The 24498-nt window shown below is 38.4% G+C and carries 21 protein-coding genes; 16 read left to right on the forward strand and 5 right to left on the reverse strand.

Going from position 1 to position 24498, the window contains the following annotated elements:
• Positions 1-253: 253 nt before the first annotated feature.
• Complete coding sequence (locus F4V44_RS02555) at positions 254-1816, reverse strand: flavin monoamine oxidase family protein (RefSeq protein ID WP_150438425.1); 1563 nt, start codon at positions 1814-1816, stop codon at positions 254-256.
• 256 nt (positions 1817-2072) lie between these two features.
• Between F4V44_RS02555 and F4V44_RS02560 the strand changes: the two genes are divergently transcribed.
• The gene (locus F4V44_RS02560) at positions 2073-2312 is read left to right on the forward strand and encodes a hypothetical protein (protein ID WP_150438426.1); all 240 of its coding nucleotides are present in this window, start codon (positions 2073-2075) and stop codon (positions 2310-2312) included.
• A gap of 37 nt (positions 2313-2349) precedes the next feature.
• Positions 2350-2643: a DUF2085 domain-containing protein gene (locus F4V44_RS02565; protein ID WP_150438520.1), complete on the forward strand. Its 294-nt coding sequence runs from the start codon at positions 2350-2352 to the stop codon at positions 2641-2643.
• A gap of 272 nt (positions 2644-2915) precedes the next feature.
• Here F4V44_RS02565 and F4V44_RS02570 read toward each other — a convergent pair whose 3' ends face one another.
• Together F4V44_RS02570 and F4V44_RS02575 are read right to left on the reverse strand one after the other, a co-directional pair.
• Positions 2916-3227: a hypothetical protein gene (locus F4V44_RS02570; protein WP_150438427.1), complete on the reverse strand. Its 312-nt coding sequence runs from the start codon at positions 3225-3227 to the stop codon at positions 2916-2918.
• 529 nt (positions 3228-3756) lie between these two features.
• Entirely contained in the window at positions 3757-4974 is a 1218-nt protein-coding gene (locus tag F4V44_RS02575) for an MFS transporter (RefSeq protein ID WP_150438428.1), read from the reverse strand.
• 763 nt (positions 4975-5737) lie between these two features.
• Here F4V44_RS02575 and F4V44_RS02580 point away from each other — a divergent pair.
• The 14 genes from F4V44_RS02580 to F4V44_RS02645 all read left to right on the forward strand — a co-directional run bounded on the left by F4V44_RS02580 (position 5738) and on the right by F4V44_RS02645 (position 22164).
• Entirely contained in the window at positions 5738-6751 is a 1014-nt protein-coding gene (locus F4V44_RS02580) for a LacI family DNA-binding transcriptional regulator (RefSeq protein WP_150438429.1), read from the forward strand.
• Between the two features lie 441 nt (positions 6752-7192).
• Positions 7193-8014: a sugar phosphate isomerase/epimerase family protein gene (locus tag F4V44_RS02585; protein ID WP_150438430.1), complete on the forward strand. Its 822-nt coding sequence runs from the start codon at positions 7193-7195 to the stop codon at positions 8012-8014.
• A 37-nt stretch (positions 8015-8051) separates the two neighbouring features.
• Positions 8052-8813: a type I 3-dehydroquinate dehydratase gene (gene aroD / locus F4V44_RS02590; RefSeq protein WP_150438431.1), complete on the forward strand. Its 762-nt coding sequence runs from the start codon at positions 8052-8054 to the stop codon at positions 8811-8813.
• 36 nt (positions 8814-8849) lie between these two features.
• Entirely contained in the window at positions 8850-9788 is a 939-nt protein-coding gene (locus F4V44_RS02595) for a shikimate dehydrogenase (protein ID WP_150438432.1), read from the forward strand.
• Positions 9789-9940: 152 nt separating this feature from the next.
• Positions 9941-10912 carry an amidohydrolase family protein gene (locus F4V44_RS02600; protein ID WP_150438433.1) on the forward strand — a complete coding sequence of 324 codons (972 nt, stop codon included), beginning with the start codon at positions 9941-9943 and terminating at the stop codon, positions 10910-10912.
• Positions 10913-10927: 15 nt separating this feature from the next.
• On the forward strand, positions 10928-11746 hold the full coding sequence (locus F4V44_RS02605; RefSeq protein ID WP_150438434.1) for a DODA-type extradiol aromatic ring-opening family dioxygenase: 819 nt from the start codon (positions 10928-10930) through the stop codon (positions 11744-11746).
• A gap of 384 nt (positions 11747-12130) precedes the next feature.
• Positions 12131-13597 carry an aldehyde dehydrogenase gene (locus F4V44_RS02610; protein WP_150438435.1) on the forward strand — a complete coding sequence of 489 codons (1467 nt, stop codon included), beginning with the start codon at positions 12131-12133 and terminating at the stop codon, positions 13595-13597.
• 217 nt (positions 13598-13814) lie between these two features.
• Positions 13815-15041 (forward strand): CynX/NimT family MFS transporter, encoded by a 1227-nt coding sequence (locus F4V44_RS02615; RefSeq protein WP_150438436.1) that lies wholly within the window; start codon positions 13815-13817, stop codon positions 15039-15041.
• A 241-nt stretch (positions 15042-15282) separates the two neighbouring features.
• Positions 15283-18918: an EAL domain-containing protein gene (locus F4V44_RS02620; protein ID WP_150438437.1), complete on the forward strand. Its 3636-nt coding sequence runs from the start codon at positions 15283-15285 to the stop codon at positions 18916-18918.
• Between the two features lie 61 nt (positions 18919-18979).
• On the forward strand, positions 18980-19216 hold the full coding sequence (locus tag F4V44_RS02625) for a glutaredoxin family protein (protein ID WP_191090534.1): 237 nt from the start codon (positions 18980-18982) through the stop codon (positions 19214-19216).
• Positions 19217-19441: 225 nt separating this feature from the next.
• A complete protein-coding gene (locus F4V44_RS02630) occupies positions 19442-19873 on the forward strand; it encodes a MarR family winged helix-turn-helix transcriptional regulator (protein ID WP_150438438.1) in 432 nt (143 codons plus the stop codon).
• Entirely contained in the window at positions 19866-21056 is a 1191-nt protein-coding gene (locus tag F4V44_RS02635) for an MFS transporter (protein ID WP_150438439.1), read from the forward strand. The genes F4V44_RS02630 and F4V44_RS02635 overlap by 8 nt, the downstream gene beginning before the upstream one ends.
• A 309-nt stretch (positions 21057-21365) precedes the next feature.
• Positions 21366-21545, forward strand: a complete 180-nt coding sequence (locus F4V44_RS02640; protein ID WP_150438440.1) for an aspartyl-phosphate phosphatase Spo0E family protein — start codon at positions 21366-21368, stop codon at positions 21543-21545.
• A gap of 310 nt (positions 21546-21855) precedes the next feature.
• Positions 21856-22164 (forward strand): BC1872 family protein, encoded by a 309-nt coding sequence (locus F4V44_RS02645; protein WP_150438441.1) that lies wholly within the window; start codon positions 21856-21858, stop codon positions 22162-22164.
• Positions 22165-22358: 194 nt separating this feature from the next.
• Here the strand turns inward: F4V44_RS02645 and F4V44_RS02650 are convergent, their stop codons facing one another.
• Positions 22359-23267, reverse strand: a complete 909-nt coding sequence (locus tag F4V44_RS02650; protein ID WP_150438522.1) for an oxidoreductase — start codon at positions 23265-23267, stop codon at positions 22359-22361.
• A 276-nt stretch (positions 23268-23543) separates the two neighbouring features.
• Entirely contained in the window at positions 23544-24143 is a 600-nt protein-coding gene (locus tag F4V44_RS02655; protein ID WP_150438442.1) for a competence protein ComK, read from the reverse strand.
• Positions 24144-24498: the final 355 nt, after the last annotated feature.

Raw genomic sequence — 24498 nt, forward strand, 5'->3', positions numbered from 1 at the left:
CCTCGTTCGGACAAAGAAAGCGAGAAAAGCTGAAGCAGAGTCTGAACCCAGTCCTCGTTCGGACAAAGAAAGCGAGAAAAGCCGAAGCAGAGTCTGAATCCCAGCCTCCTTCGGACAAATCAAATCAAGCAATGCGTAATGTAGTCCAAATACATGCCTCTTTCATAGATTGATAATAATTAAAAAGGTGATACTAAACTCGTATCACCTTTTTAGCCTGCTTTTACATAAAAAGGATTTTGGATAGCTAGCTCTATTCTTTCTCCCCAAATAAATCGTCTAATATCTCCTGTGCTGCCCTGTCACCGGTTTCAACTGCTCCATTTAAATAGCCTTGAAAGTCAACCGATGTATGTTCACCCGCAAAGAATAGATTGCCTTCTCTTTCTCCAGCTATCCCGGCAAATGATGTATACTGTCCAACCTTCCAAAACGAATAGGAACCTTTTGACCACGGGTTGCTAAGCCAGTGATCGATTGTGGCTAATCCATTCCAGTTCTTATTGCTTCCCGGCAAAACAGGCTCCAACTTGTCCAAAACGCCTTTTGTTATTTTCTTTAATTCCTTATTATCAGCAGGATTCATTTTTTCGGCTGTCTCCGCGCCTGTATAGTCTACAAGAATACCCGAATTCCCTTTTTGAGCACGAGAAGACTCAAAGGTATTTTGGTACCCTGTATCGGAAAAGGTTTCTCCATTGTTACCAAGCTCTCTCCAGAACCGATTGGTAAATTGCAGATGCAGTTTTGTATTGACAGCCATTCCCATCTCTTCAATAGCCATTTTCTTTAATGTGCGAAAATTAGCATTCTTGTAATCTATCATTTTTAACAGACTGAACGGAATGGTCAAAATTACTTTATCAGCCGTAACTTCCCACTCTTTTTCACCATTTCGGAAGAAGAGTCTGACTTCGTTTTTCTTATTTTGCTCTACTTTTATCAACTCAGAATTTAACACAATTTGCCCTTTTAGCTCTTTAGCTAATAATGCAGCCAGCTGTTCATTCCCGCCTTTAATACGCAATCTTTCATCCGATTCTCTGTACAACTGTAGTGGGCCTTTTTGGGCGTATCCTAATAAATAGAGAAGGTTTAACGCACTCTGCTCATCAGCATCTGCCCCGTATTCAATGGTATAAGCAACCGCAAGCAACTGACCAAACCTCGAATCAATGCCTCCTGGAACCATTTCATTGATATAATCAATAATAGACATATGATCAAGCTCAAAGCCCCGCTCTGTAAAGCTATGATACAGTGTGGTGTCTCCTACCTCTGCTAAATCCTGCTGCAGCTGAGGATAGATGTGCAGGAAATCCTTTGTCGCATCATCAAAGCTATAAGGGGCCCCGTCAAAAAAGTAAAACGGTTTTGTCCCTAGCGTTTCGGCTTCGATTAAATCATCGAACACTAATCCAAGCTCCCCGGCAAGTGCCCGAATATTAGTATGAGCCGTATCGATTAATTCTCCCCCGCGTTCAACTATTTGAGCATCCTTGAAGGCATCCTTTTTTGTCCAGCATCGTCCGCCAACTCGGTTGGACGCCTCATATACAACAGCAGAAATCCCTGCCTGCTTTAGACGATAAGCACTAGTGAGGCCTGCCAAGCCCGCTCCGACAATGACGATCCTGGGCTGTTGTTTCATTTTGCCTTTATCGTTTGAGGGTCGCTTATTTTTCCCAGACTTTTTCTTTACCGAGTTCTCATCCGAATTCTTCCTAACTTGTCCACTCTTATTCTGCCGCTCCATTTCCATATGCGCAGTTGCATAGGCCTTCTGCAGCATACTTGCCAATGGTGTACGTGCCAAAGAACCATCTCCTGTAAGTAAAAAATATCGCTCTATTCATAAAATATGAAGGGAATCATTTATTTGATATAGGACATTCATTTGAAATATGGAGAAATGGGTCTTGAAGGGGGAACGGCAAATGTGAGAAAAGAGAGTGGTGTACTCTGTTATGTACCGGTAAAAAAGGTTTTTTTCGAGATCAAATGGAATATATTTATATAAGGATTTTTACTAGAATCATGATGCTAAATATTTAAGAAACAGGTGAAAAAAGATGTTTTTTCTTCTTCTGACAGGGATGATTATTGCTTTTATTGTTGGAGTAGCGTTACTGATTCAAGGTGAAATTCTCTTTGGCTCAATCGGTATCAGTGCAGGAATTCTCTTACTGTTGTTCATCGTTATCTATTATGGAAAAAATAAAAGAAAAAAGAAGTATGATTGTACTCCGGACTGTGGTTTTCCTGATTGTAATTTAGGTCCTGATTGCGATTGCGGGCCAAATTGTGATTAAGCTAGAGCGAGTCTTTAAGATTGTCCCTTGTCACCGAATGAAGTCCAGGAGTCTAACCATAATGGGCTATACACTGCCGCTATGTGCAAGATGTACAGGAATATTAGCGGGTTATTTATTGTTTCCGATTCTCCTGATTACTGGGTGGAATCTTCCTTTATGGCTCGGAATCCTCTTAAATTTCCCCATGATTATCGACGGCTGGACACAGAAAAAGAAATATCGAATGAGCAACAACACATTGAGATTCGTAACCGGGATAGTATGCGGTTTTGGGCAGAGTATCATTATTGTTGGGGTTAGTGGGGGTATTATTTCGTTTGTTGAGTGAAGTATATCCTAATGTGATAAGGCAGAGCATAAAGGACCCTCACTTGCTGAAGCAGACAATTCTCGGAATACCTTAAACGAAAAAGAGTGTAAGAAATTCCTTACACTCTTTAAGCATCTCACGACTTTTGTTTGAAATAATCCATAAATGCCTGAAAGATCTCAATCCCTTGATAGGATAAAAGAGTAAGAGCTGTCAGTGAAAACATTCCAATCATCACAAATCTCATCCACAACATTTTTGTGTCCTCCTTTAAAATAAAATGTTAATGATTATCTTAAAGGAGCAGTGATCACATAATTCGATTGATAAAAAATAGGTGTGAGTAACGCTTTCCTTCTTATTAACTGAATCAGAGAAGGGTTAACGTTTGTAAACAGATAGGGAAATAACAACAAGGAAATGAATGTACTGAAGTAGATTAATTTATCCTTATCATCAATTGGGTCATGTTCGTTATGAAAACTTTCATGATCCATCAATGTTTGGCTTTCGTAATGGATTGGACTATGATGGTCAACATAAATAAAGAAAAAGCTAGCAAGCAGTAAAAGAAAAGTCATAGCTAAGTATCTAACCATCATCTCACGTCCTTTAAAAACGTATTGGTATCATTATATGCTAAAACGGAATAGATTTAAAACTTTTTTTACTATGTTAATAGTGTTTTTTCTGTTTCCTATAGATGGTTCGGATAGGGGAAAGCGAAAAAACTGAAGCAGAGTCCGAATCCAGAGCTCATCTTTACAAAGAAAAGCTTATAACCTGGATTTCAATCTAGTAACGTCTTTTGCTCTTAAACAAACGTTTGATTGAATTTCAACTGTTTAGTCAACATCATGCTAGTCAGCAACCACGATACGATATTTGAAAGACAAAAAAAGAAACATACTAAGCATACTTTAAACAATAAGAATGATTTATTTTAATTCTTTTTCGGCATTTTTGTATTTTTCCTCGTGCATGTGGTCGACAGATAATTACTCTTGTACATTTGTGTAGGGGGTACTTATAAAGGAAGATAAAATGAAATCGAGATTAACTAGTTTCAAAATAAAAAGTAGAAGTGTGAGCTGTATAGCTTTCACTTCTACCTTTTGATGAGATTATTCTCTAGATTGCCGGTTCATTTATTTGGATGTCTTGATGTACCTTTCTTTGTTTATCACGAATCCAAACAATCAAAACTAAAGCGAATCCCAATAAAGCAACAGCCGCATTTAATAAAAAGACATAGGCAATATCAAATTTAGAAATGGCTGCTAGGATAAGAGGCATCGAAAATTGGGCGATTCCTTCAGAAATCGTGTAAAGACTTGTAAGAACCCCTTTTCCTCTATTTGAATGATCTACTAAAAGCGTCAACCCTAACTGAATAAGTCCGCCAGCTGAGAAGTAGCCCAAGAAAAAGGCACCTACACTAGCGACCATCGGAGAAGGGAATGCCCATAAAACAAGGGATATAAGCGCTGTCATTATAGTATACGTCAAAATAATAGGGGACGACTTCACTCCCTTGTTTCCTAATGTGAACGTTACAATGACACAAATGAGTGATCCAATACTTGCATAAGAGACTAGCATTCTTCCAGCATTTTCACCCAGTTGGACAACTTCTGTTCCATACTTAGCCATCCATTGTCCTAAAATAGTTAGTAATGTTAATCCAACAAAGCCAAAGGAAATCATACAAATTTCTTCAATACTAAAATGAAATTTGCCCTTCTTTTCATGACCTTTCTCTTTTACGGCGATTTCCGGAGATGGGGCAGCCATTGGCGGGAATTTACGAGTACTCATAAAGATCAAATTGAGCGTTAAGATAGCAATCAGTAACGTAAAACTCCATCCATACCAAAATCCCTGCACCACAAGAAAACCGATAATGATAGGAAGCAAGAACTGTCCCCCTTGAATGAAGAATTTGACAATAATATTAGCAGGACCAGGTTTCTTGGGGAAAACTTCCATTAACGCCGGGTAAGTACCTGTATCTAAGAAAGAGTTAGCTATCCCTGCTAAAATCCCAAAGAAGTAAGCAATAGGCGCAGTAGGACTCCATAAAATTCCAATTGCGAACGCTAGATAGAACAATATGCCTAATATAATAGATGCCTTTCTCCCAAATTTATCTGAAACGACCCCAGATAAAAATACTGCTATTAATTTACCAATTCCAAAGGAAGAAACAACTGCTGCAGCACCTGCAACACTTGTACCCCATTTTGATGCAAAAACGTCGATGTTTAGAGAGATAATAATTAATCCCATACCATGAACAAAATAATTTAGGTAAAGCCCGAAAGCTGTTGATAGATACTTATTTTTCATAACATTTCTCCTTCTAACTTTTATAGAATCGACAAGACATATAAAACAAAAGAATCATGGTTAAAGGATCAAAATGTATCGTCCGGAAAGTTATGTAGCGGCAGCATGGTTGTCAAATTCCATCGCTTTTGATCCATTGAGGTAGATGTGTAATTATTTGTAAAAAATAATTCGCGGGAATACAAGTTGCTAGATTTTTTAAAACTAAAGGACTGTTTAAAATTTTTAGATATAATTATATAATTTCTTTATCTAATTTAATAGTATTGTTTGTTATAGAAAGATTATTCTCGGATCTCGAAGTCGTAATGAATAACCGTCTTCTATAACGTATCTCTCATATGTTTATCCTCCTTTTTAAAAATTAAAGATTATTAGATCGATCTAATTAAACTAATTAGTTGTTAGATCGATCTAATTTATAAAGAATAATAAAACCAAACTATTATCTAAGAGGGAACTATAGAAATCGTTTTCAGTTTTATTAATATTTTCTATAATAAAAACCCTATTTTAATTTGTCAACATTTTTTAAATATTAAAAAATTAAACAATGTAATTTATCGTTCACAGAAATCTGCCTCATATCCGTACCAATAGGCTCATGAGTGGACCATAATGGCCATTAAATTTCTTTCAAAGCTATAAAAATAAAACTAGTTTGTAAAACGGCCTATATTCTTATAAAATATGGACAAATACGTTACGCTCTAAAACAAATCTATTAGAAAAATTAAAAAGAATTTAAATTGGTGGTTTGACTATGAATCAATCAAGCAAAAAACCTGTCACCTTGCAGGATGTGGCAAAGCATGCCGGGGTCTCACGTGCAACGGCTTCACTAATTGTTCGAAATAGTCCTAAAATTTCATCTGAAACACGTAAAAAGGTTTTAAAATCGATGGAAGAATTGGGTTATGTCTATGATCGTGTTGCCGCGAATTTACGTTCAAAAAGTTCTACAACAATCGGGATCATCATTACAGATATATCGAACACCTACTATTCGGACTTATTGAAAGGAGTCCATCATACATTAGAAGAGATCGGTTATACCGTGCTGTTAGGAGTAACGTTTGATTCTGTTGAAAAGCAGGATCAAATTCTTTCGAGCATGATTGAACATAGAGTTGGGGGAATTATTCTTTGCCCGGTTTCGGAAAGTGCAGATGAAACCGTTAACCGGTTAAACAAATTACAAATCCCTGCAATTCTTGCTGTAAGGGAGCTGGCTGGATCAAATTGTGATTTTGTTGGGGTTGATTATCAAGCTGGTTCTCAAATGGCTGTAGAGCATTTAATTAAGAAAGGTCATAAAAGGGTTGCGTTTTTAGGAGGCTACCGCAAAGCTTCTACTTGGATTGAGAGAATGGAAGGATACTCTTTAGCGCTTCAGCAAGCGGGAATAGAATTGGACGGATCCATCGTGATAGATAGTGTACCTACAAGGGAGGGCGGTGTGGATGCGGTCCGTCAACTTCTTTCGCTGCCTAATCGTCCTACTGCTATTTTTTGCTTCAGTGACTTAGTTGCATTTGGTGTTGTACAAGGGGTAAGAGAGGCTGGATTAAAACCTGGTGAGGATATAGCTATCATGGGTTTTGATAATATACCGGAAGCAGAAATATTTTATCCTCCGTTAAGCACGGTCTCGTCATTTGCGCAGCTTACCGGCAAAACAGCTGCTAATCTTCTGCATCAAAGGATTACTCAATCTGAAGGTGAAAAGAAGCGAATTATTTTGCAGCCAGAATTAATTGTTCGAGAATCTACTTGAAAATGAATTCTTCCGCTGAATTTATCACAGGAAACACTCATGGAGGCTGGCTGGCATATTTGGCTTGCAACGACTAATTAGCAAACAGAGCATGTCTTTCTTTGCTAATTAGTCAAGTTAAGCGACGGCCGATTCATTGCCGCAAACGTTAATAAACAGATATGAAAAAATAAATTATTTTGCATTTTTAGAAAAATATTATTGAATAAGCTGATAAAGTTGTGGTATAAATTTATATAAACATAGAAATGAGCAAGCGGTTACAACAATTAGATCGATCTAACACTATTATAATTTTTTTAATCGGTCTAATATATTTTTGTAAAAATTAGATCGATCTAGTGCTTTCATAAAATTATAAATCAATCTACCAACATTTCACTTAAAAATTAGATCGATCTAACAAAATTGCTCGATCTAACAAAAAGAGGAGGAATTAACATGAAGCTAAGTTTATGTACGACAGGATTTAAAGAATGGGATATTGATGAAATCATTAAATGGGTAGCGCCGATGAATCAGGATGTTAAAGGTCTAGAGTTATGGAGCAAACATATCGAAAGATTTCAGGAGAAGCACGGACCACTTGATAAATTAGCTGGGTTATTAGAAACGAATGGGATCCAAATTCCGTCCATTAGTGCCTATACCACTTTTTCAAAGCTATGGAACCGGGAGCAGCATATTAGCGAAGTGAATCAAGCAACGAAATTGCTAGATGCCGCACACCAACTAAATTGTCCGATGATCCGAACGTTCGCAGGACATGTCGCATCAAGAAACGCATCTCCTGAACAATGGTCTGAAACCGTTACCGAGTTTCAAAAATTTGCTGAGACAGCTGATTTATATAATGTGGATGTAGCGATTGAGATCCATTACGATTCATTTGCTGATACGATTGAATCGATTCAAAAGCTAGTAAACGATATTAATCATCCGCGAATCAAATTAATATACGATGCTGCTAACTTGTACGTTGACCAAGAGGATCCGATGCAAGTACTTGATACGGTATACAGCCATATTAGCCATGTGCATTTGAAAAATTATCACTACAATCTGAAAGAGCGTTATAAAACTACACCAGCTGCTATTTTTAACGGTGATGTAGATAATGTGGCCATTTTAAAAGAATTGAAAAGACGTCAATATTCAGGATTTATTTCATTAGAATACTTTGGAAGAGATGGATTCCCATGTTTACGAGAATCATTAGAGCAATGGAAACAATTTATGAGCATTGATACCTTCATTTACTAGTTTATTAGATCGATCTAACAAAAAGGAGTAAAAGCAAATGGCAATTTTATCAATTGGTAAGACGGTATTGGGAGAAGGAATACCGAAAATAATTGTTCCATTAATGGGGAATACGACCGAGCAGCTTGTTCAAGAAGTAAATGAGGTCAAAAGGGTAAAACCGGATATCGTTGAATGGCGCGTAGATGTTTATGAACATGTTGACCAGATTGAAGCTGTTCAGGCAATGATCTCTACATTGCGAAAGGTCCTTTCTGATGAACTCCTTCTTTTTACGTTCAGAAGTCATAAAGAAGGAGGAAATAAAGAAGTTCCCGTTTCCTACTATGTTGAATTATTGCAAGCGGCGATCATGACAAAGAAAATCGATCTTGTTGATGTAGAGCTTTTTACTGGAGAAAAGTATGTCAAAGAGCTAGTGGAAACGGCTGAAGCAAATGGTGTATATGTCATTATGTCCAATCATGATTTTGAAAAAACACCATCGAAACAGGAGATTCTCACAAGGTTGTGCAAAATGCAGGAGCTGGGGGCCCATATTCCTAAAATCGCTGTGATGCCAAACGGTGTTGAAGATGTTATCACCCTTTTAGAGGCAACGAACACAATGAAAACGAATTATGCCGATCGCCCGATTATCACAATATCAATGGGAGGAAAGGGTTTAATCAGCCGCCTTGCAGGTGAATGCTTCGGATCTGCTGCGACATTTGGTGCTGGAAATCAGGAGTCCGCACCAGGACAGATACCTGTTCCTGAATTAAGAAGGGCTTTAGGCACATTACACAAATTTCGATGAGGTTACTATTTTTAAGAAAAAAAGGAGGTACTAAGAATGCAAAACTTAGGCGTTATAGACGGGAAAACACAATTAATCGGGTTATTTGCCACACCGATCCGACATTCCTTATCCCCAACCATGCATAACCTCGCCTTTAAAAAATTAGGATTAAATTATGCCTACATGGCGTTTGAGGTAGGGAACGAGGAATTAGAGGATGTCATCAAAGGGATGAGGGCCCTGAATCTACGCGGATTTAATGTTTCCATGCCAAATAAAACCAAGATTCTTCCTTATTTAGATGAACTGGCAGACAGCGCTCAATTGACAGGGTCTGTTAACACGGTAGTCAATGAAAATGGAAGATTGATCGGGCACAATACAGATGGCAGGGGATACACGCGAAATCTCAAAGAGCATGGGTTTGACATAAGAGGGAAGAAGATGACATTAATCGGCTCGGGTGGTGCAGCAACCAGTATTGCCATGCAATCGGCATTAGAAGGAATCTCTGAGATTAGCATCTTTGCACGTAATGATCAATTTTATGCAAGGGCAGTTGAAAATGCACGTATTATTAATGAAGAAATCAAGCAATTTTCCGTAAAAGCAAATGTATACCCTCTTGAAAATCAAGAGCAATTGAAAAAGGAAATTCGCTCAAGTGATCTTCTGGTAAACGGTACAGGTGTGGGGATGAAGCCGCTTGAAGGAATAAGCGTCATTGAAGATCCGACCTTACTGCGTCCAGATCTGATTGTAACAGACGTTATCTACAGCCCGCTCAAAACAAAGCTTTTGCAGCAAGCAGAAGCAGTGGGAGCAACAGCCATCAACGGTCTCGGAATGATGCTCTGGCAAGGTGCCCTCGCATTCGAAATGTGGACAGGACAGCCCATGCCCGTAGAATACATACAAGAGCAAATGTTCCAGACCACGGATCCGGCCCAAGGGGACAGTCCCGCGTCCCAGCTTGAGTTGATTAAGGGCTAGGTGCCGCGCAACACCCGGAGGTTGTCCCAAAAGCAATGGTGTCAGGCATCATATATCAGCATCGAAAAACGGTGGAGGTCTGACACTTTATGCGACATCCGTGAAATGTTTTATGTTAGCAGAAGATTTACTAGAGGAGGATTTATACATATATGTATGATTTTCATACCCATTTTATCCCTGAAGATGTTCTTAGCTGGCTGAAAGAAAATAAGAATGCAGTAAATGCAGAATGGATAAAGAAGGAGAAAAATAAAGAGGAATTTCTTGTTGTAAATCAAAAGTGGGGATTTGAATTAAAAAAAACGTTTATTGATTTTGAAATTTATTTGCAAGAACAGGAAAATGTCGGGATAACACATTCGGTGGTTTCACCTATCCCACAGCTTTTTATGTATGATTTCCCATTAGATATCAGCGTAGAGATGTCCAGAATTTATAACAAATCGCTTGCTGCTTTAATTAAGGAGAATCCAGAAAAACTATCAGCTCTTGGAACAGTGCCATTAAGAGACCCTGATAAAGCGGCGCAGGTTTTAAATGAAGCGATGAATTTTGGATTAAAGGGTGCCATCATAGGACCTGGATTAGGAAGACAAATGCTTTCAGATTCTTTTTTTCAACCATTGTTTGAAGAAGCGAATAGATTGAAAGCTATTCTATTCATTCATCCACTGCTAAGCGAAGATCCTCGGTTAAAGAGAAGAATGATGCCTAATTTGATCGGAGTTCCATGGGAAACAACAATCTGTGTGACAGATTTACTATTAAGTGGAATCATTGATAAATACCCAAATCTCAAACTATTATTCGCTCATGGGGGAGGCTTACTGCCATACCAAATAGGGCGATTAGATAAAGGCTATGAACAATGGGAACTTGTTTCTTCTAATTTACAAGCTCCGCCTTCTGAATATTTAAAACGTTTTTGGTATGATACAGTCCTCTGGAATCAGGATAGTATCGATTTTCTTGTTAAAACAGTTGGTGAAGATCGAGTCGTTGCCGGATCGGATTACCCATTTGACCTATGTGCATGGCCTCCAAGAGAAATAAGTGATAAAGGGGCTCATTCTTTACTAGGTGATGCTTTAGTAAAAGACACTCAAAATAGTTATCGATAAAGGGAGGAATTATTCATGACGATTGAATTAAGTATGCTCGTACCACATGTCCCAAGTATTTGCCATGAAGATCAAGTACCAGAATTTCAGCAAGAGATGGTGGATGGTTTAAAGGAAGTTTCTAAGGAAATCGCTCAAATAAAGCCAGATGTGATCGTGTTAGTGTCTTGTCACTGGCCGTCCACTTTCGCACACTATGTAGACTGCTATCCTGTGCATAAAGGCCTTCTTACGGCAACAGAAGCTCCAGATCTGATTAAAGATGTTCCCTATCATTACCCAGGTGATGAAGAATTAGCCAACCAATTAGTTCAAGCAGGAAAAGATGCCTCACTTGCAGTTGAAGGGGTATATGACGAGTTTTTTGTATGGGATTACGGTACGGTGGTTCCATTACGTTATCTTGTTCCAAATGAAGATATTCCTGTCGTTAACCTATCCGTGACGTTAGCTGCCAATCTTCAAGAAACCTATGAATGGGGTCAAGCGATTGCGAAGGTTTTACAAGAAACAGACAAAAAGGTTATTTTTGTTTCAAGTGGTGCGCTTGCTCATAACTTAGTGCGCGGCAGACATCATATGCCAACCGTTTCTGAGCATGCGATGGATAAACAGTTTGTTGATCTAGTGATGAATAAGCAATATCGTGAGGCCTATAACATGCTGCCGCAATTTTCAAGCTTTGCAAAGGTTGAGTCCGGAGGCCGGCATTTAGCCATGCTGTTAGGAATCATTGATGAGAATTGGACTCCAGTGTATTATGCGGCTGGTCAATCATCCGGGAGCTGGAATCCTCTCATAACATTTACAAAAACAAAGGTTTTTCAAGATTGATACAATATTTAGATTAGGCTAAAAATATAAAACATATAAAAAAATGAAAATATTTTTTAATTTGTTTCATATAGAGAAACCTTGTTGTTGTGATAATGAAGTAGATTAATTAGTATAGCAAATATAAAGTAATCATATTACCGCTCTAGTGGCTCTTTAAAGAAAATTGTTAGAATGTTTAAAAATGTTTCTTTAACCATTATCATAATGGTAGGCAGGTCAATATTGTGAACTAGAGCACACATAGTATCAATATGTATTTTAGTAATCAAGGGCTTTTATTAACCCTAGAACATACAATCAATCAATCAATCAATCAAATAATCTATTAATTTCAGAGTAGATATATAGGATTGATTAAAAAATAATGAGGAGGATGTTTAGATGAGCACACAAGCAGAAAGCTTAGTAAAGTCAGTTGATAGTTTACACTTTATTAATGGAGAATATGTTCAGTCAGTTTCAGGGAAGGTAAAACCGAATATTAACCCTGCAACAGAAGAAGTGATTAGCCAAATTTCACAAGGTGGACAAGAAGAAGTTGATACAGCAGTATCTGCAGCGAAAAAAGCGCTAAAAGGCCCTTGGAAGAAGTTCACATTGGATCAAAGAATTGCCGTTATTCGTAAAATCGGAGATATTATTCTAGAAAGAAAAGACGAGCTTGCACGACTTGAATCATTAGATACAGGAAAACCAATCTGGTTGTCAACGGCCGTTGATATTTCAAGATCGGCCTATAACTTCCATTTCTTTGCAGACTATTTACGCTCTGTAGGAACAGAAGCCTATGAAACAGATGATGTAGCCATCAACTATTCCGTTCGTCGTCCAGTTGGAGTTGTGGGAATCATCAGTCCTTGGAACCTACCTTTATTACTCATGACTTGGAAACTTGCACCAGCTCTTGCTGCTGGTAATACAGTTGTTATTAAGCCGGCAAGTCTAACACCAACAACGGCAACCGTAATGGGAGAAATTTGTAAAGAAGCTGGCGTTCCAGACGGCGTTGTTAATATCGTAAATGGTTCTGGCGGCGTAGTAGGTACAGCACTTACTGAACATAAAGATGTGGATGCGATTACGTTTACTGGTGAAACATTAACTGGTCAAACGATTATGAAATCAGCAGCTAATACATTGAAAAAGCTTTCTTACGAGCTTGGCGGAAAGAATCCAAATGTGATCTTCGCTGATGCGGATCTAGATGAAGTCATTGAAACAACGTTAAAATCAAGCTTTATTAACCAAGGGGAAGTTTGCCTTTGCGGTTCTAGAATCTATGTAGAACGTTCTGCCTATGATAAATTTATTCAAAAATTTGCAGCAAAAACAAAAGAATTAGTCGTTGGAGATCCATTTGATCCACAAACAAAAGTCGGCGCATTGATCAGTAAAGACCACTATGAGCGCGTTCTAAGCTATGTTGAGTTAGCGAAAGAAGAAGGCGGAGAAGTGCTAACTGGTGGTAAGCGCCCTGAAGGATTAGAAAAAGGATATTATTTAGAGCCTACGATTATTACAGGTCTTGATCGTCATTGCCGTGTGGTGAAAGAAGAAATCTTTGGACCGGTTGTCACAGTGATTCCATTTGACACGGAAGAAGACGTTCTTGATCAAGTAAATGATACAGAATATGGATTAAGTGCTTCTATTTGGACAAATGATTTACGTCGTGCTCACCGTGTAGCAAGAGAAGTAGAAGCTGGAATTATCTGGGTAAACACATGGTTCCTTCGTGATCTTCGCACACCATTTGGCGGAATGAAGCAAAGTGGTATTGGCCGTGAAGGCGGTATTCACAGCTTTGAATTCTATTCTGAACTATCCAATGTTTGTATTAAATTATAAAATATAAGTCTAGAATACAAAAGTCACAAAAGGATATTCCTAGTTACATTTGAGGAAACCCTTTTTGTGACTTTTTCACGTCTATGAGCGACTTTCTATCCAAATGCTCAATATTATTGTAAAATATAGATTACTAGAAAGGGGTCGAAGCCCTTTTATTTTTTAGTAATACTTATCTGAAAATTTTTAATCTACAAACAAAGAGAGAGGGAAAAGAATGAATGTTGTCAATCAATTAAAAAAGGAGCCGAAAGCAGAGTCCAAGTCGCGGGCAGCTTGGATTATTTTAGTCGGAATCATTTTTATCGCTATCAATCTACGAGCTCCGTTAACCTCTGTGGGACCGCTTGTTGATTCTATCCGGGACCATTTGCATATATCTAATACATTAGCAGGGATGATTACCACTGTGCCGTTGCTTGCCTTTGCCTTCTTCTCGCCTTTTGTTCCTAAATTGGCGCGAAGGTTTGGAGCAGAGGGTGTTCTTTTAGTCTCGATTATCCTTCTAACTATTGGAATTAGCTTGCGATCCGTATCTGGTGTTGCCACTCTTTATATTGGTACGGCAGTCCTTGGCTTGGCAATTGCTGCAGGTAATGTCTTGGTGCCAAGTTTGATTAAGCGGGAGTTTCCCGAAAAGATTGGCCTCATGACTGGCGTCTATTCTATCTCGATGAATTTATTCGGCGCCATTGCGTCTGGCATCAGTGTTCCCGTGGCGATTGGATTAGGCTATGGCTGGCAGGGGGCGCTTGGAGTGTGGGGGATTCTCAGCTTCGTATCTATTTTATTCTGGCTCCCGCAAATGAAGCGTCGTTCAGACCGAACATCAGCGTCTGTTTCTCATCATACAGACAATCAACAGGTGAATATTTGGCGTTCTCCACTTGCCTGGCAGGTGACGCTGTTTATGGGTTTGCAGTCAATGGTGTTTTACGTGCTGGTAACATGGCTTCCAGAGCTGCTAAAACAACAGGGCTTAAACGCAGAACAAGCGGGCTGGCTGCTTTCAATTATGCAGATTACCGTACTGCCTGTAACGTTTATTGCTCCGATACTCGCTGGCCGAATGTCCAACCAGCGCCTATTAGTTGCCATTACAGCCCTATGTCTTTTCACTGGAAATATCGGCCTGCTTTATGGCAGCATGGAGTGGATCCTTTTATGGGTGGTTATTCTTGGATTGGGGGCAGGATTCTCCTTTGGGCTAGCCATGGTTTTTTTCGGCTTACGTACAAGAAATGCGCAGCAGGCAGCCGAGCTGTCGGGAATGGCCCAGTCTGTTGGTTATTTATTGGCTTCTACAGGACCAACGCTTTTTGGTTATCTGCAGGAGCTAACAAATAGCTGGACAACCCCTCTTCTATTACTAGTAGGTGCATCTGTATTCATCTTTATTGTCGGAATGGGTGCAGGAAGGAATCTGTTTGTTGGTGATAAATAATAAATGAATCTGGTAATTTCTTTTACTTTAATATAGTACTTGGAATAAAGGAGGGCAGTGATTGTCCCTCCTTTATTATTTGCTGAAATTTATTATCCCAAAAAAACTATCAAAAGAGTGTGAGTTTTTATATAATTAAAAACAATAATCGCGTGGTGTTTATTATTTGCCATATCACAGTCGATTTAGAACACAAAAAAGGATGAGGATTTTTCATCATGCCTAACAGCGAGGGGACAGTATGGATTTCACTTTTGACGCAAATAATATCATTCTTGTTATTTTTTCAATCGTCATGACTTTAGTTGTTACTTGTTCTGCATTTGCTGTTTATCTACGGAAGAAGAACAATCAATGGTTAACATTAAAAACCTATGAACAATACTATCAATCCCTTTATCAACAGAGTCCAGATCTTATCCTTATTTTTGACCTAGAGGGGAATTTATTAAGTGCAAATAATGTTATAGAAGCCTACGGTTATACAGAGGATGAATTAGTACATCAACCATTTATTTCTTATGTTGTTCCAAATTATAGAGAAAAGACCATTAAGCATTTTTATCAAGCCAAAAATGGAAAATCATCTAACTATGAGGCTGCTATATATGGTAAAAATGGAGACTGTTTTGAACTATATGTTAAAAACATCCCCATCATTATTGATGAACAAATCGTTGGCGTGTATGGGATTGCAAAGGATATGACTGTATTTAATCAGGCACAGAAGGCATTAATAGAAGCGGAGTCTAAATATCGGAGTTTGGCAGAAGAATCGTTAGTTGGCATATTTATCATTCAAGATGAAAGAGTGATGTATGTTAATCAGAAGTTTACTGAATGGCTAGGTTATCGTTATGAAGAATTCATTGGTTCGAATGTCATAGATTTTGTTTACCCAGAAGATCGTTTAATCATTCAGGAAAACATAAGAAAGCACCTGCAGGGGGATGTTCCAACCGTTCAAAATCAGTATCGTGCTCTAGCAAAAGATCAAACTATTATTCATATGGAAGTACTGGGGTCAAATACAAGCTATAATGGCAAACCGGCCATCATGGGTACGGTTATTGATATTACAGCTAGGAAGAAGGCAGAAGATACCATTGAATACATGGCCTATTATGATCGCTTAACAGGGCTGCCTAATCGTTACCGCTTTTGGCAGATTTTAGAGGACTCCTTATCTGATTTAAGAATGGATCATCTTGCACTTTTATACGTTGATTTAGACCAGTTTAAATTAATAAGAGATACGATGGGGTATGAGATAGGGGATCAATTGATCAAAGAGGTTTCAGTTAGATTATCAGACTGCATCCATCAACAAGGTGATATGGCTAGATACGAGGGAGATGAATTTTTAATTTCCTTGCCGAATGGCTATAGAGAGGAAGCGTCAGATACTGCCAACCGCGTTCTTGAGTGCTTGGCGGCTCCATTTTATTTAGGCCAATATGAACTATATATCACACCAAGTATTGGTATTAGTCTCTATCCAACAGATGGAGAGAGTGCGGAAGAATTAATTAAAAAGGCTGATTCGGCCATGTATCAAGTAAAACGCAGCGGAAGAAATCATTATAAATTTTATAGTTTTAGCCAAAAAGAACATACGTATGAACGTTTAGAATTAGAAATAGATCTTCGTAAAGCGCTGGAGCAAAAGGAGTTTCAGCTCTATTATCAGCCTAAGCTTCATTTAACCTCAGGGAAAATGACCGGAGTAGAGGCGTTAATTCGTTGGAAACATCCTGAAAAGGGATTTATTTCGCCAGGAGAATTTATCCCTATAGCGGAGGAAATAGGTTTGATTATCCCAATGGGCGAATGGGTTTTACGGACTGCCTGTATACAAACAAAAGCTTGGCAAGATGCAGGACTGGCGCCATTTCAAACATCAGTGAATCTTTCTGTCCTTCAGCTTTATCAACCCAATTTGGTTGAACTAGTTGGGCTTGTTTTAGAAGAAACAGGTCTTGACCCTAAATATCTTGTACTTGAAATAACAGAGACCATGATGATTGACAGTGATCACGCACTGAAGGTGTTAAAGGAGTTAAAGGGTTTAGGTGTCACTATCAGCTTAGATGATTTTGGAACAGGATATAGTTCTCTTCATTATTTGAAAGAAGCACCGATTGATAAAATAAAAATTGATCAATCTTTTATTCGTAATTGTACAATTGATTCGAATGATGCCATCATTGTAAAAACGATTATAGCCATGGCTCATCAGTTAAAACTTGAAGTAGTGGCAGAAGGGATTGAGCAGAAGGAACAACTGCTTTTCCTTCAACGGAATCTTTGTGATGTTGCTCAAGGATTTATGTTTTGTAAACCGCTGCCTCCAGAGGAGCTTGTGCAAAAAATAGCCAAAATTGAACAAATTATCGAGCAGACGGGAATTCCTCAAGAGATATCGAATCAAAAGTGGATGGAAGAAGCGTTAAAAGTGGCCCGTCAAGAGTTAGTGGATACGATTAGGAATCAGCAAGGGATGATTTTTAAGTATGTGGAAGAGGGTGGTGACTTTATTCATACTTTATGTGATGGAGAGTTAATGTATCGAATGGGTCTCATCCCGGAACAAATCATTGGAAAGAGCCTGAGTGATTTCTTTTCTCTAGAAGTGGCAGAAGAGAAAAGACAATATTATCAGAGGGCTTGGAATAACGAGGAGAATGTCACGTATGAAGGCGGACTCAATGGTGTCTGCTATCTAGCTTCACTGCGGCCTGTACGAAAAGGAGGCAAAGTAGTGGAGGTTATAGGATCTTGTGTCGATATTACGAAACGAAAGCAAGTAGAGGAAGCCTTAAGAGAAAGTGAAGCCAAATATCGTCTTATTGCCGAAAATATGTTGGATTTAGTTAGAGTAATCGGTACCGATGGCAGAATTAAATACGCTTCGCCTTCTCATGAAAAGGTAACAGGATATCCGCCAATCTGGTATGAAATGCATACCATTTATGACTTTATTCATCCTGACGATGTTCTTCGTACTCAGGAACAATTTTTGCACATGATGTTGGTTAAAGCTCCATCTCAATTTGAGTACCGAATTCGGCATGTTAATGGAAACTGGTTTTATATGGAGTCTCAAGGAACGCCAGTACTTGGTGCGAATGGAGAAGTAGAATATATTATTATTGTCGCGCGTGACATTTCGGAACGAAAGAGGATGGATGAATTTATCCGAAAAACGGAGAAGTTAACCGTTGTCGGGCAATTGGCTGCAGGTGTTGCACATGAAATAAGAAATCCGCTTACTACTATTAAAGGATTTCTGCAACTCATGCAAAAGGATTCAAATCCACCTAACTATACTGATATTATGCTGTCAGAACTTGATAGTGTGGAAAGTATTGTGAAGGAATTTTTATCATTGGCAAAGCCTCATGTAAATAAAATGCTACCAACTGATATAAACATTCTTTTACAATATGTTGTTACATTATTTCATACACAAGCTGTATTGCGAAAAGTAGAAATGATCCAAGAGATTGATTCTGACTTGCCAATGATTGAATGTGATGAACACCAAATCAAACAGGTTTTTGTGAATATCCTTCAAAATAGTGTGGAGTCTATGTCAAATGGAGGCAGTATTAAAATCTTAGCAATGAGACACGGTCCAGACCAGATGAAGTTTCGGTTTATTGACCAAGGATGCGGCATCTCTGAGGAACGAATGAAAAGTATTGGTGAACCTTTTTACGGTACGAAAGAAAAAGGAACGGGCTTAGGGTTAATGATTTGTCATAAAATTGTTCAAGAACATGAGGGAAGCATCCATATAAAAAGCACTGTTAATGAAGGAACAACGGTTGAGATTATTTTACCTATTAAGCAATCCGCGGCTGTTTTAATCTAATACAGCTTATAAAGTAGCTAATCATGAACAGAAGTATTTCTGTCCCTTAGGAGGATAAAAAGTGGAAAAACCCGTTATTGTGTATACAATGGATGATTGTGTGGAGTGCAGTGTTGTCAAACAAATGTTGACTGCGGAAGGAATTCCGTTTGAGATAAGGAATATCACAAAAAGTGAAGAATATAAAAAGGAAGTGGAAAAATACGGCTTCCTGGGTGTTCCTGTTACAGTCGTGGGCGACCGTGCCGTGAAAGGATTAAATCAGGAATTAGTCGAGCTGATTCAATTACAAAAATAATAAAGAAAACGAGCTATGGTTTGTATCCTGGCTCGTTTTTTGTTGTAAACAAACTTATTCAAATCCCTTAAACTGGATATTAACGCTGGGAACTGAATAGAATTTAACGTGATTTAAACCGAACTAGTCATAGGCATTCCCTTTGACATCTTTTTCAGAAGGGATTATAGTTACTATTAGTAATAGTTATCTAGGGTAATTATATTGATGAAAGGAGTAAGGGAAATGCAGGGGTTTTTTCAGCGTTATTTAAGTCTTTATCGGCCTCTTATCACGACACTGAATGAATTATTGAGTTCTCATCAGCTGTCCTATTCCTTATGGCAGGTCATTTTTTATATTAAAAATAATGGGCCTTCGACACTGGTAGATATTTCAACTTATTATCAGGTGGAAAAGCCGACCATTACAAGAAGAGTTCACCGCTTGGAAGAGCTGCAAATCGTGAAGCAAATTCCAGGGAAAGACCGGCGGGAGAAAGTAATACAGTTAACAGAATCTGGAGAAGAGATTTATAAAGATATGAGGAAAAGAATTACGGATTTGGAGTATAGAGTAATGGACGGGATTGCAGAGGAAGAGCAGGCTGTTACGTTCCAAACCCTGCCTAAAATAAAGGATAATCTTGTGAAACAAGAGGGGAGAAAAAGTGAATAAACCGAAGCTTTGGACGAAGGATTTTATCATTGTATCGAGCGTTAATTTTTTGCTAACAATGGTTTTTTATTTATTAATTGTGATTATCGGGATTTATGCAGCAGATAAATATCATGCTACTGCCAGTCAAGCAGGACTTGTGACGGGAATATTTATTGTTGGGACCTTATTTGGACGTTTGTTTATCGGCCGGTTGATCGATTCAATTGGCCGCAAAAGAACGTTATTTCTTGGATTGATTCTCTATCTATTGGCTACTAGCTTGTATTTTATCCAAATAGGTATTACCTTTCTATTGATTACTCGTTTATTACACGGGATTACGCTGGGGATTGCAAGTACGGCTACGGGAACAATTGTCGCCCAGATTATTCCGGCAGAACGAAAAGGGGAAGGGATTGGTTATTTCAGCATGAGTGCAACATTGGCTACAGCAATCGGGCCATTTATTGGACTGTATATGAGCCAGCATACAAGTGCACAAGTAATATTTAGTCTTTGTCTGATTCTTGGAATCATCAGTTTAATTACCGCCATTTTTGTCCATGTGCCTATCTTAGAGGAATCGGTTAAAACCGCTCAAATAAAAGGCTTTAAGCTTTCACAGTTCATCGAGCCAAAGGCTGTTCCGATTGCTGTCATTACACTAGTTGTCTCTTTCTGCTATTCTAGTGTTCTGTCTTTTATTAATTTTTATGCGATTGAAATTGACCTAGTGAGTGCAGCTAGCTTCTTCTTTCTTGTTTACTCAGTTGCCGTGTTGATTTCTCGCCCATTTACAGGTCGTTTATTGGACGCAAAGGGAGCAAATTATGTGATGTACCCAGCTTTTATTCTCTTTACAGCGGGTTTTTTGCTTTTAGGTACAGCCCACAACAGCATGACGCTGCTATTATCGGGGGTCCTTATTGGATTAGGGTTTGGAAATATGCAGTCATGTACACAGGCCATTGCTGTGAAGCTGACACCGCCTCATCGTATGGGACTAGCAACATCCACCTTCTTTATTTTTCTTGATGCAGGGCTGGGATTTGGCCCGTATCTTCTTGGATTTTTCATTCCGTATATGAGCTATGGTACTTTGTATGAGATTTTAGGAGGGGTTGTTCTCGTTTCAACTGCACTTTACTTTATGCTCCACGGCAAAAAAGAAAAAGCAAGCATCAACGCCCTAGCGCGATAAATGATAACTGGTGTCAGGCACCGCAAAAAGACAAATTGCTTGTATTTGCCTTTTTATGGTACCTGACACCTTTGTGCTTGATAGTCATTCACTTTTTGATGAAATATGGCGAATTTTGTAGATATATTACAGTAAATGTAGTGATTTTTATTTCTTTTGGGTACAAGATTCGCCTTCATTCGAAGCTATTTTATGATAATTTAATAGTAACGAAATGAGACGTTGCTAGATTTTGAGTACTACACACTAAAAGAAATTAGAGAGAATTACCAAAATATAACTATATTCTGAAAAAAAGGGGCCAATGTAATGTTAGTAAAGTCCAATCCAGATGAAAAAAAAGACCTAATTAACGCCATCGATTCAATCCGTGAAAAAATGATTCAAACGGGCATGCAAGAAGGACTTGCTAGCGTGAAAACTTTAACATTAAGCCAAACTCTTGACGAATATATTACAAAATATCAATCCATTCAATTAACGAAATAAACCAAGAAGAAGCAGAAGAATCGTAGAAGCAGAGGTACGGTTCCTCTGCTTCTTTTCTGTCTATAAACTTTCTCGTGAATGGCAGGCAAATAATTACCTTTTTAGAGTATTGAAACTAGAGGCTAGTTTGTGTAATTTTGTAAAGGAATATGGGTAGAAAGAGAATGGTCTGTTATATTTTTATTTTACATATTTTCTAAAAATAGTAGTTTTCGAATTTAATCTGTTATATAATTATCTTAATTAATTAAATTATGTTGTATAACAATAAAGTGATTCTTTTAAATAATGAAGGAAAGAGGTAATGGTGATGAACAAAAAAGATAGAATTGTACGTGAGATTCTTGGTTGGAAAGAACATGGAAAGAATTGCTGGTATGATGTAGAAAAAGATGCATTTGTTCATGAATCATACTTCTTACCTGAGAAATTCATGGAGCATGCGATGGTAATCGTAAAGAAGCTAGAGATGTTTGGGGTTAAATATCGTACAAACGGTGTTTCTATCGTGTGCTTCGATAATGCAGTTGGAACAGGTGCTACCTTGCCGGAGGCTATTACAGATGCAGCTTATGCTTTAATTGAAGATTATTATTCAGTAGCTGAAAATAGATCTTAAAGAATGAGGGGGTGCTTAGCTAGCCGAGTGCCTCCAATCAAGATTAAAACCGCTGGTGTATGTAGTACGGAAAATCGTATCACATGCACCAGCGGTTTTTGTATTTATGGTTAGATAGAAAATTAGATAGGTAACCCAATTGTATGAGAGAAGAGATGCTGGCTTTTTTTTATAAAGCCAGCACCTGCTCCGCTCTATTTTGAAAAGTCAAATACAACCCCAGTCAACTTCTCTGAAACTTCCCATAGTTTCTTCATGACAGCGTCGTCGTTTGCGACAGAGTGCGGTGTGTCCAGGGAAGGATAGCCTTTTCGGCGGCCTTTGCCGTCTGGGCCTATATATTCGCCGCCTTTTAATGATGGATGGGTTGCCGCATAAATGGTCGGGAGAGCCCCCATTTCAGCTGGCTGCAGCAGCTTGGCCGCTGCGTTTTTCAGAAAAGTGGGTGCATCCTTTTTTCCAAACTTGAACAGATTAGTAGAAGAGATGCCTGGGTGGCAGGCGAGGCTGATTGTTTCTAGATCATTTTGCTTCAATCTCTTATCTAATTCTTTGGCAAACATCAGGTTGGCCAGTTTGCTTTGTCCATAAAATGGATACTTCTTGTATCCCTTTGATCCGTCCAAGTTGTCGAACATAATTTTCGACCCTTTATGGGCAAGACTGCTCACCGTGACAACACGCGAATCCAGTGTGTTTTTTAGTAAAGAAAGCAGATGGCCTGTTAACGCGAAATGGCCAAGATGGTTGCTGCCGAATTGCAGTTCAAAGCCATCCTTTGTTTTAGAGTAAGGAGGCATCATCACCCCGGCATTGTTAATTAAAAAATCTACTGAGTCCAATTGACCTTTCACAGCGTCTGTGAAGTCCTGAATACTCTTGAGGTCTGCCATATCAATCCTCATAACCTCAACCTGTGCTTTCGGATGTTCCAGCAAGATCATTTTACGGGCACTTTTTCCTTTGTCTTCGTTTCTTACAGCCATCACAACCCTAGCGCCTTTTTGGGCAAAATCTTTCGCTGCTTCAAATCCAATGCCGCTGTTTGCGCCTGTGATAATCGCTGTTTTTCCTGTTAAGCTATCCTGCTCCGTTCTATTCATGCTCACACTAAGCCCCCTTTTTACTAATAAATCTATGTAATATCTGAATGGAATAGATGGTTATGTCTATGTTCGTTATCATCTTATCATATATAATTCTGCTCATAATTGCTCATATTGAGCCTCCAACCTAATTATGATAAAATAAACTTCCTTGGCAGGGGCACAAATGGAAGCAGGAGGGCTTGGTGCCTTTGCTTCCTTCTAAAAAACAAAGGCATGAAGCGGATATAATCACTGCTTTTATCGCCTTTTTTGCACAGCTCTATTTGTTTTTTACTTCAACACTATATCCAAATCTAAATCCTCATCATCCTCTTTATTCCGCTTCACGATATATTCCAACTTGCCATTCTCAAGCGCTAAAGCAATTTCTTTCTTGTGGTCGTAGAGATAATACTTTGTTTTCTGTTCGGTTGATTGATTTACTAGTGATTCGCATAAACAGGCTGCCAAATTTCGCTGATTTTTCAGGTCATTGACCTTTATATCCACATAAAAGGATTGGCCATTCGTCAAAAATACAGTCGTTTTATTTATTCTGTAACGTTGGATTTCATTAATATGTGAAAGGATAAGCCAGACAATGCCGTCTTGATTTGGCACTTTGCAGCGGGTCAGAATAAGATTCCTTTTTGCACATAAAGCAATGGGAATGGAATCAGGTTTTTTTAGTATTTTTCGAGCTAAATCGACAGCTTCTTCGAGCGGGCATCCAAAATGGATGAAAGAGGCTCTGACAATTTCATCAGGGGGTTGCCGAACAATAAAAGATTCAGATTCATGTATCACCCTGGTGTATTCATTAGCCATTTCATAATGTGAAACAAGAGCTATTGTTCTATTGTTAATAATATAGTTGGTTCTTATATTCATTCCAGTACGCTCCAGATATATATTTGTGGTAAAACGTTTTCAGAATTCCTATACACGAATGATTTAGGTTGAAAAAAGTTGAATCCTATTGGTTACATAATGTGAAATAGTGAGCAAATTTATTTTCATAATCTAAATACTAACAAGCAAAAGTTTGTTAATCAATAGGGAATAAGGGATAAGTTGGAAACTTACGCCTATATTTTCAAAAGTTAGACAATACTCCATTAGTTTTCTATAAATATAAAAAAATAAATAGACTCGTGGGAGAATTCTTCTATATATGTCTTTTTTAATATTTCGACTTATACTAGTGGATATTTGACTCATCTAAGCGATATGGTCATGAAACGGG

It is taken from the genome of Niallia endozanthoxylica, from assembly GCF_008710145.1.
Lineage (GTDB): Bacteria > Bacillota > Bacilli > Bacillales > Cytobacillaceae > Bacillus_BD > Bacillus_BD endozanthoxylica.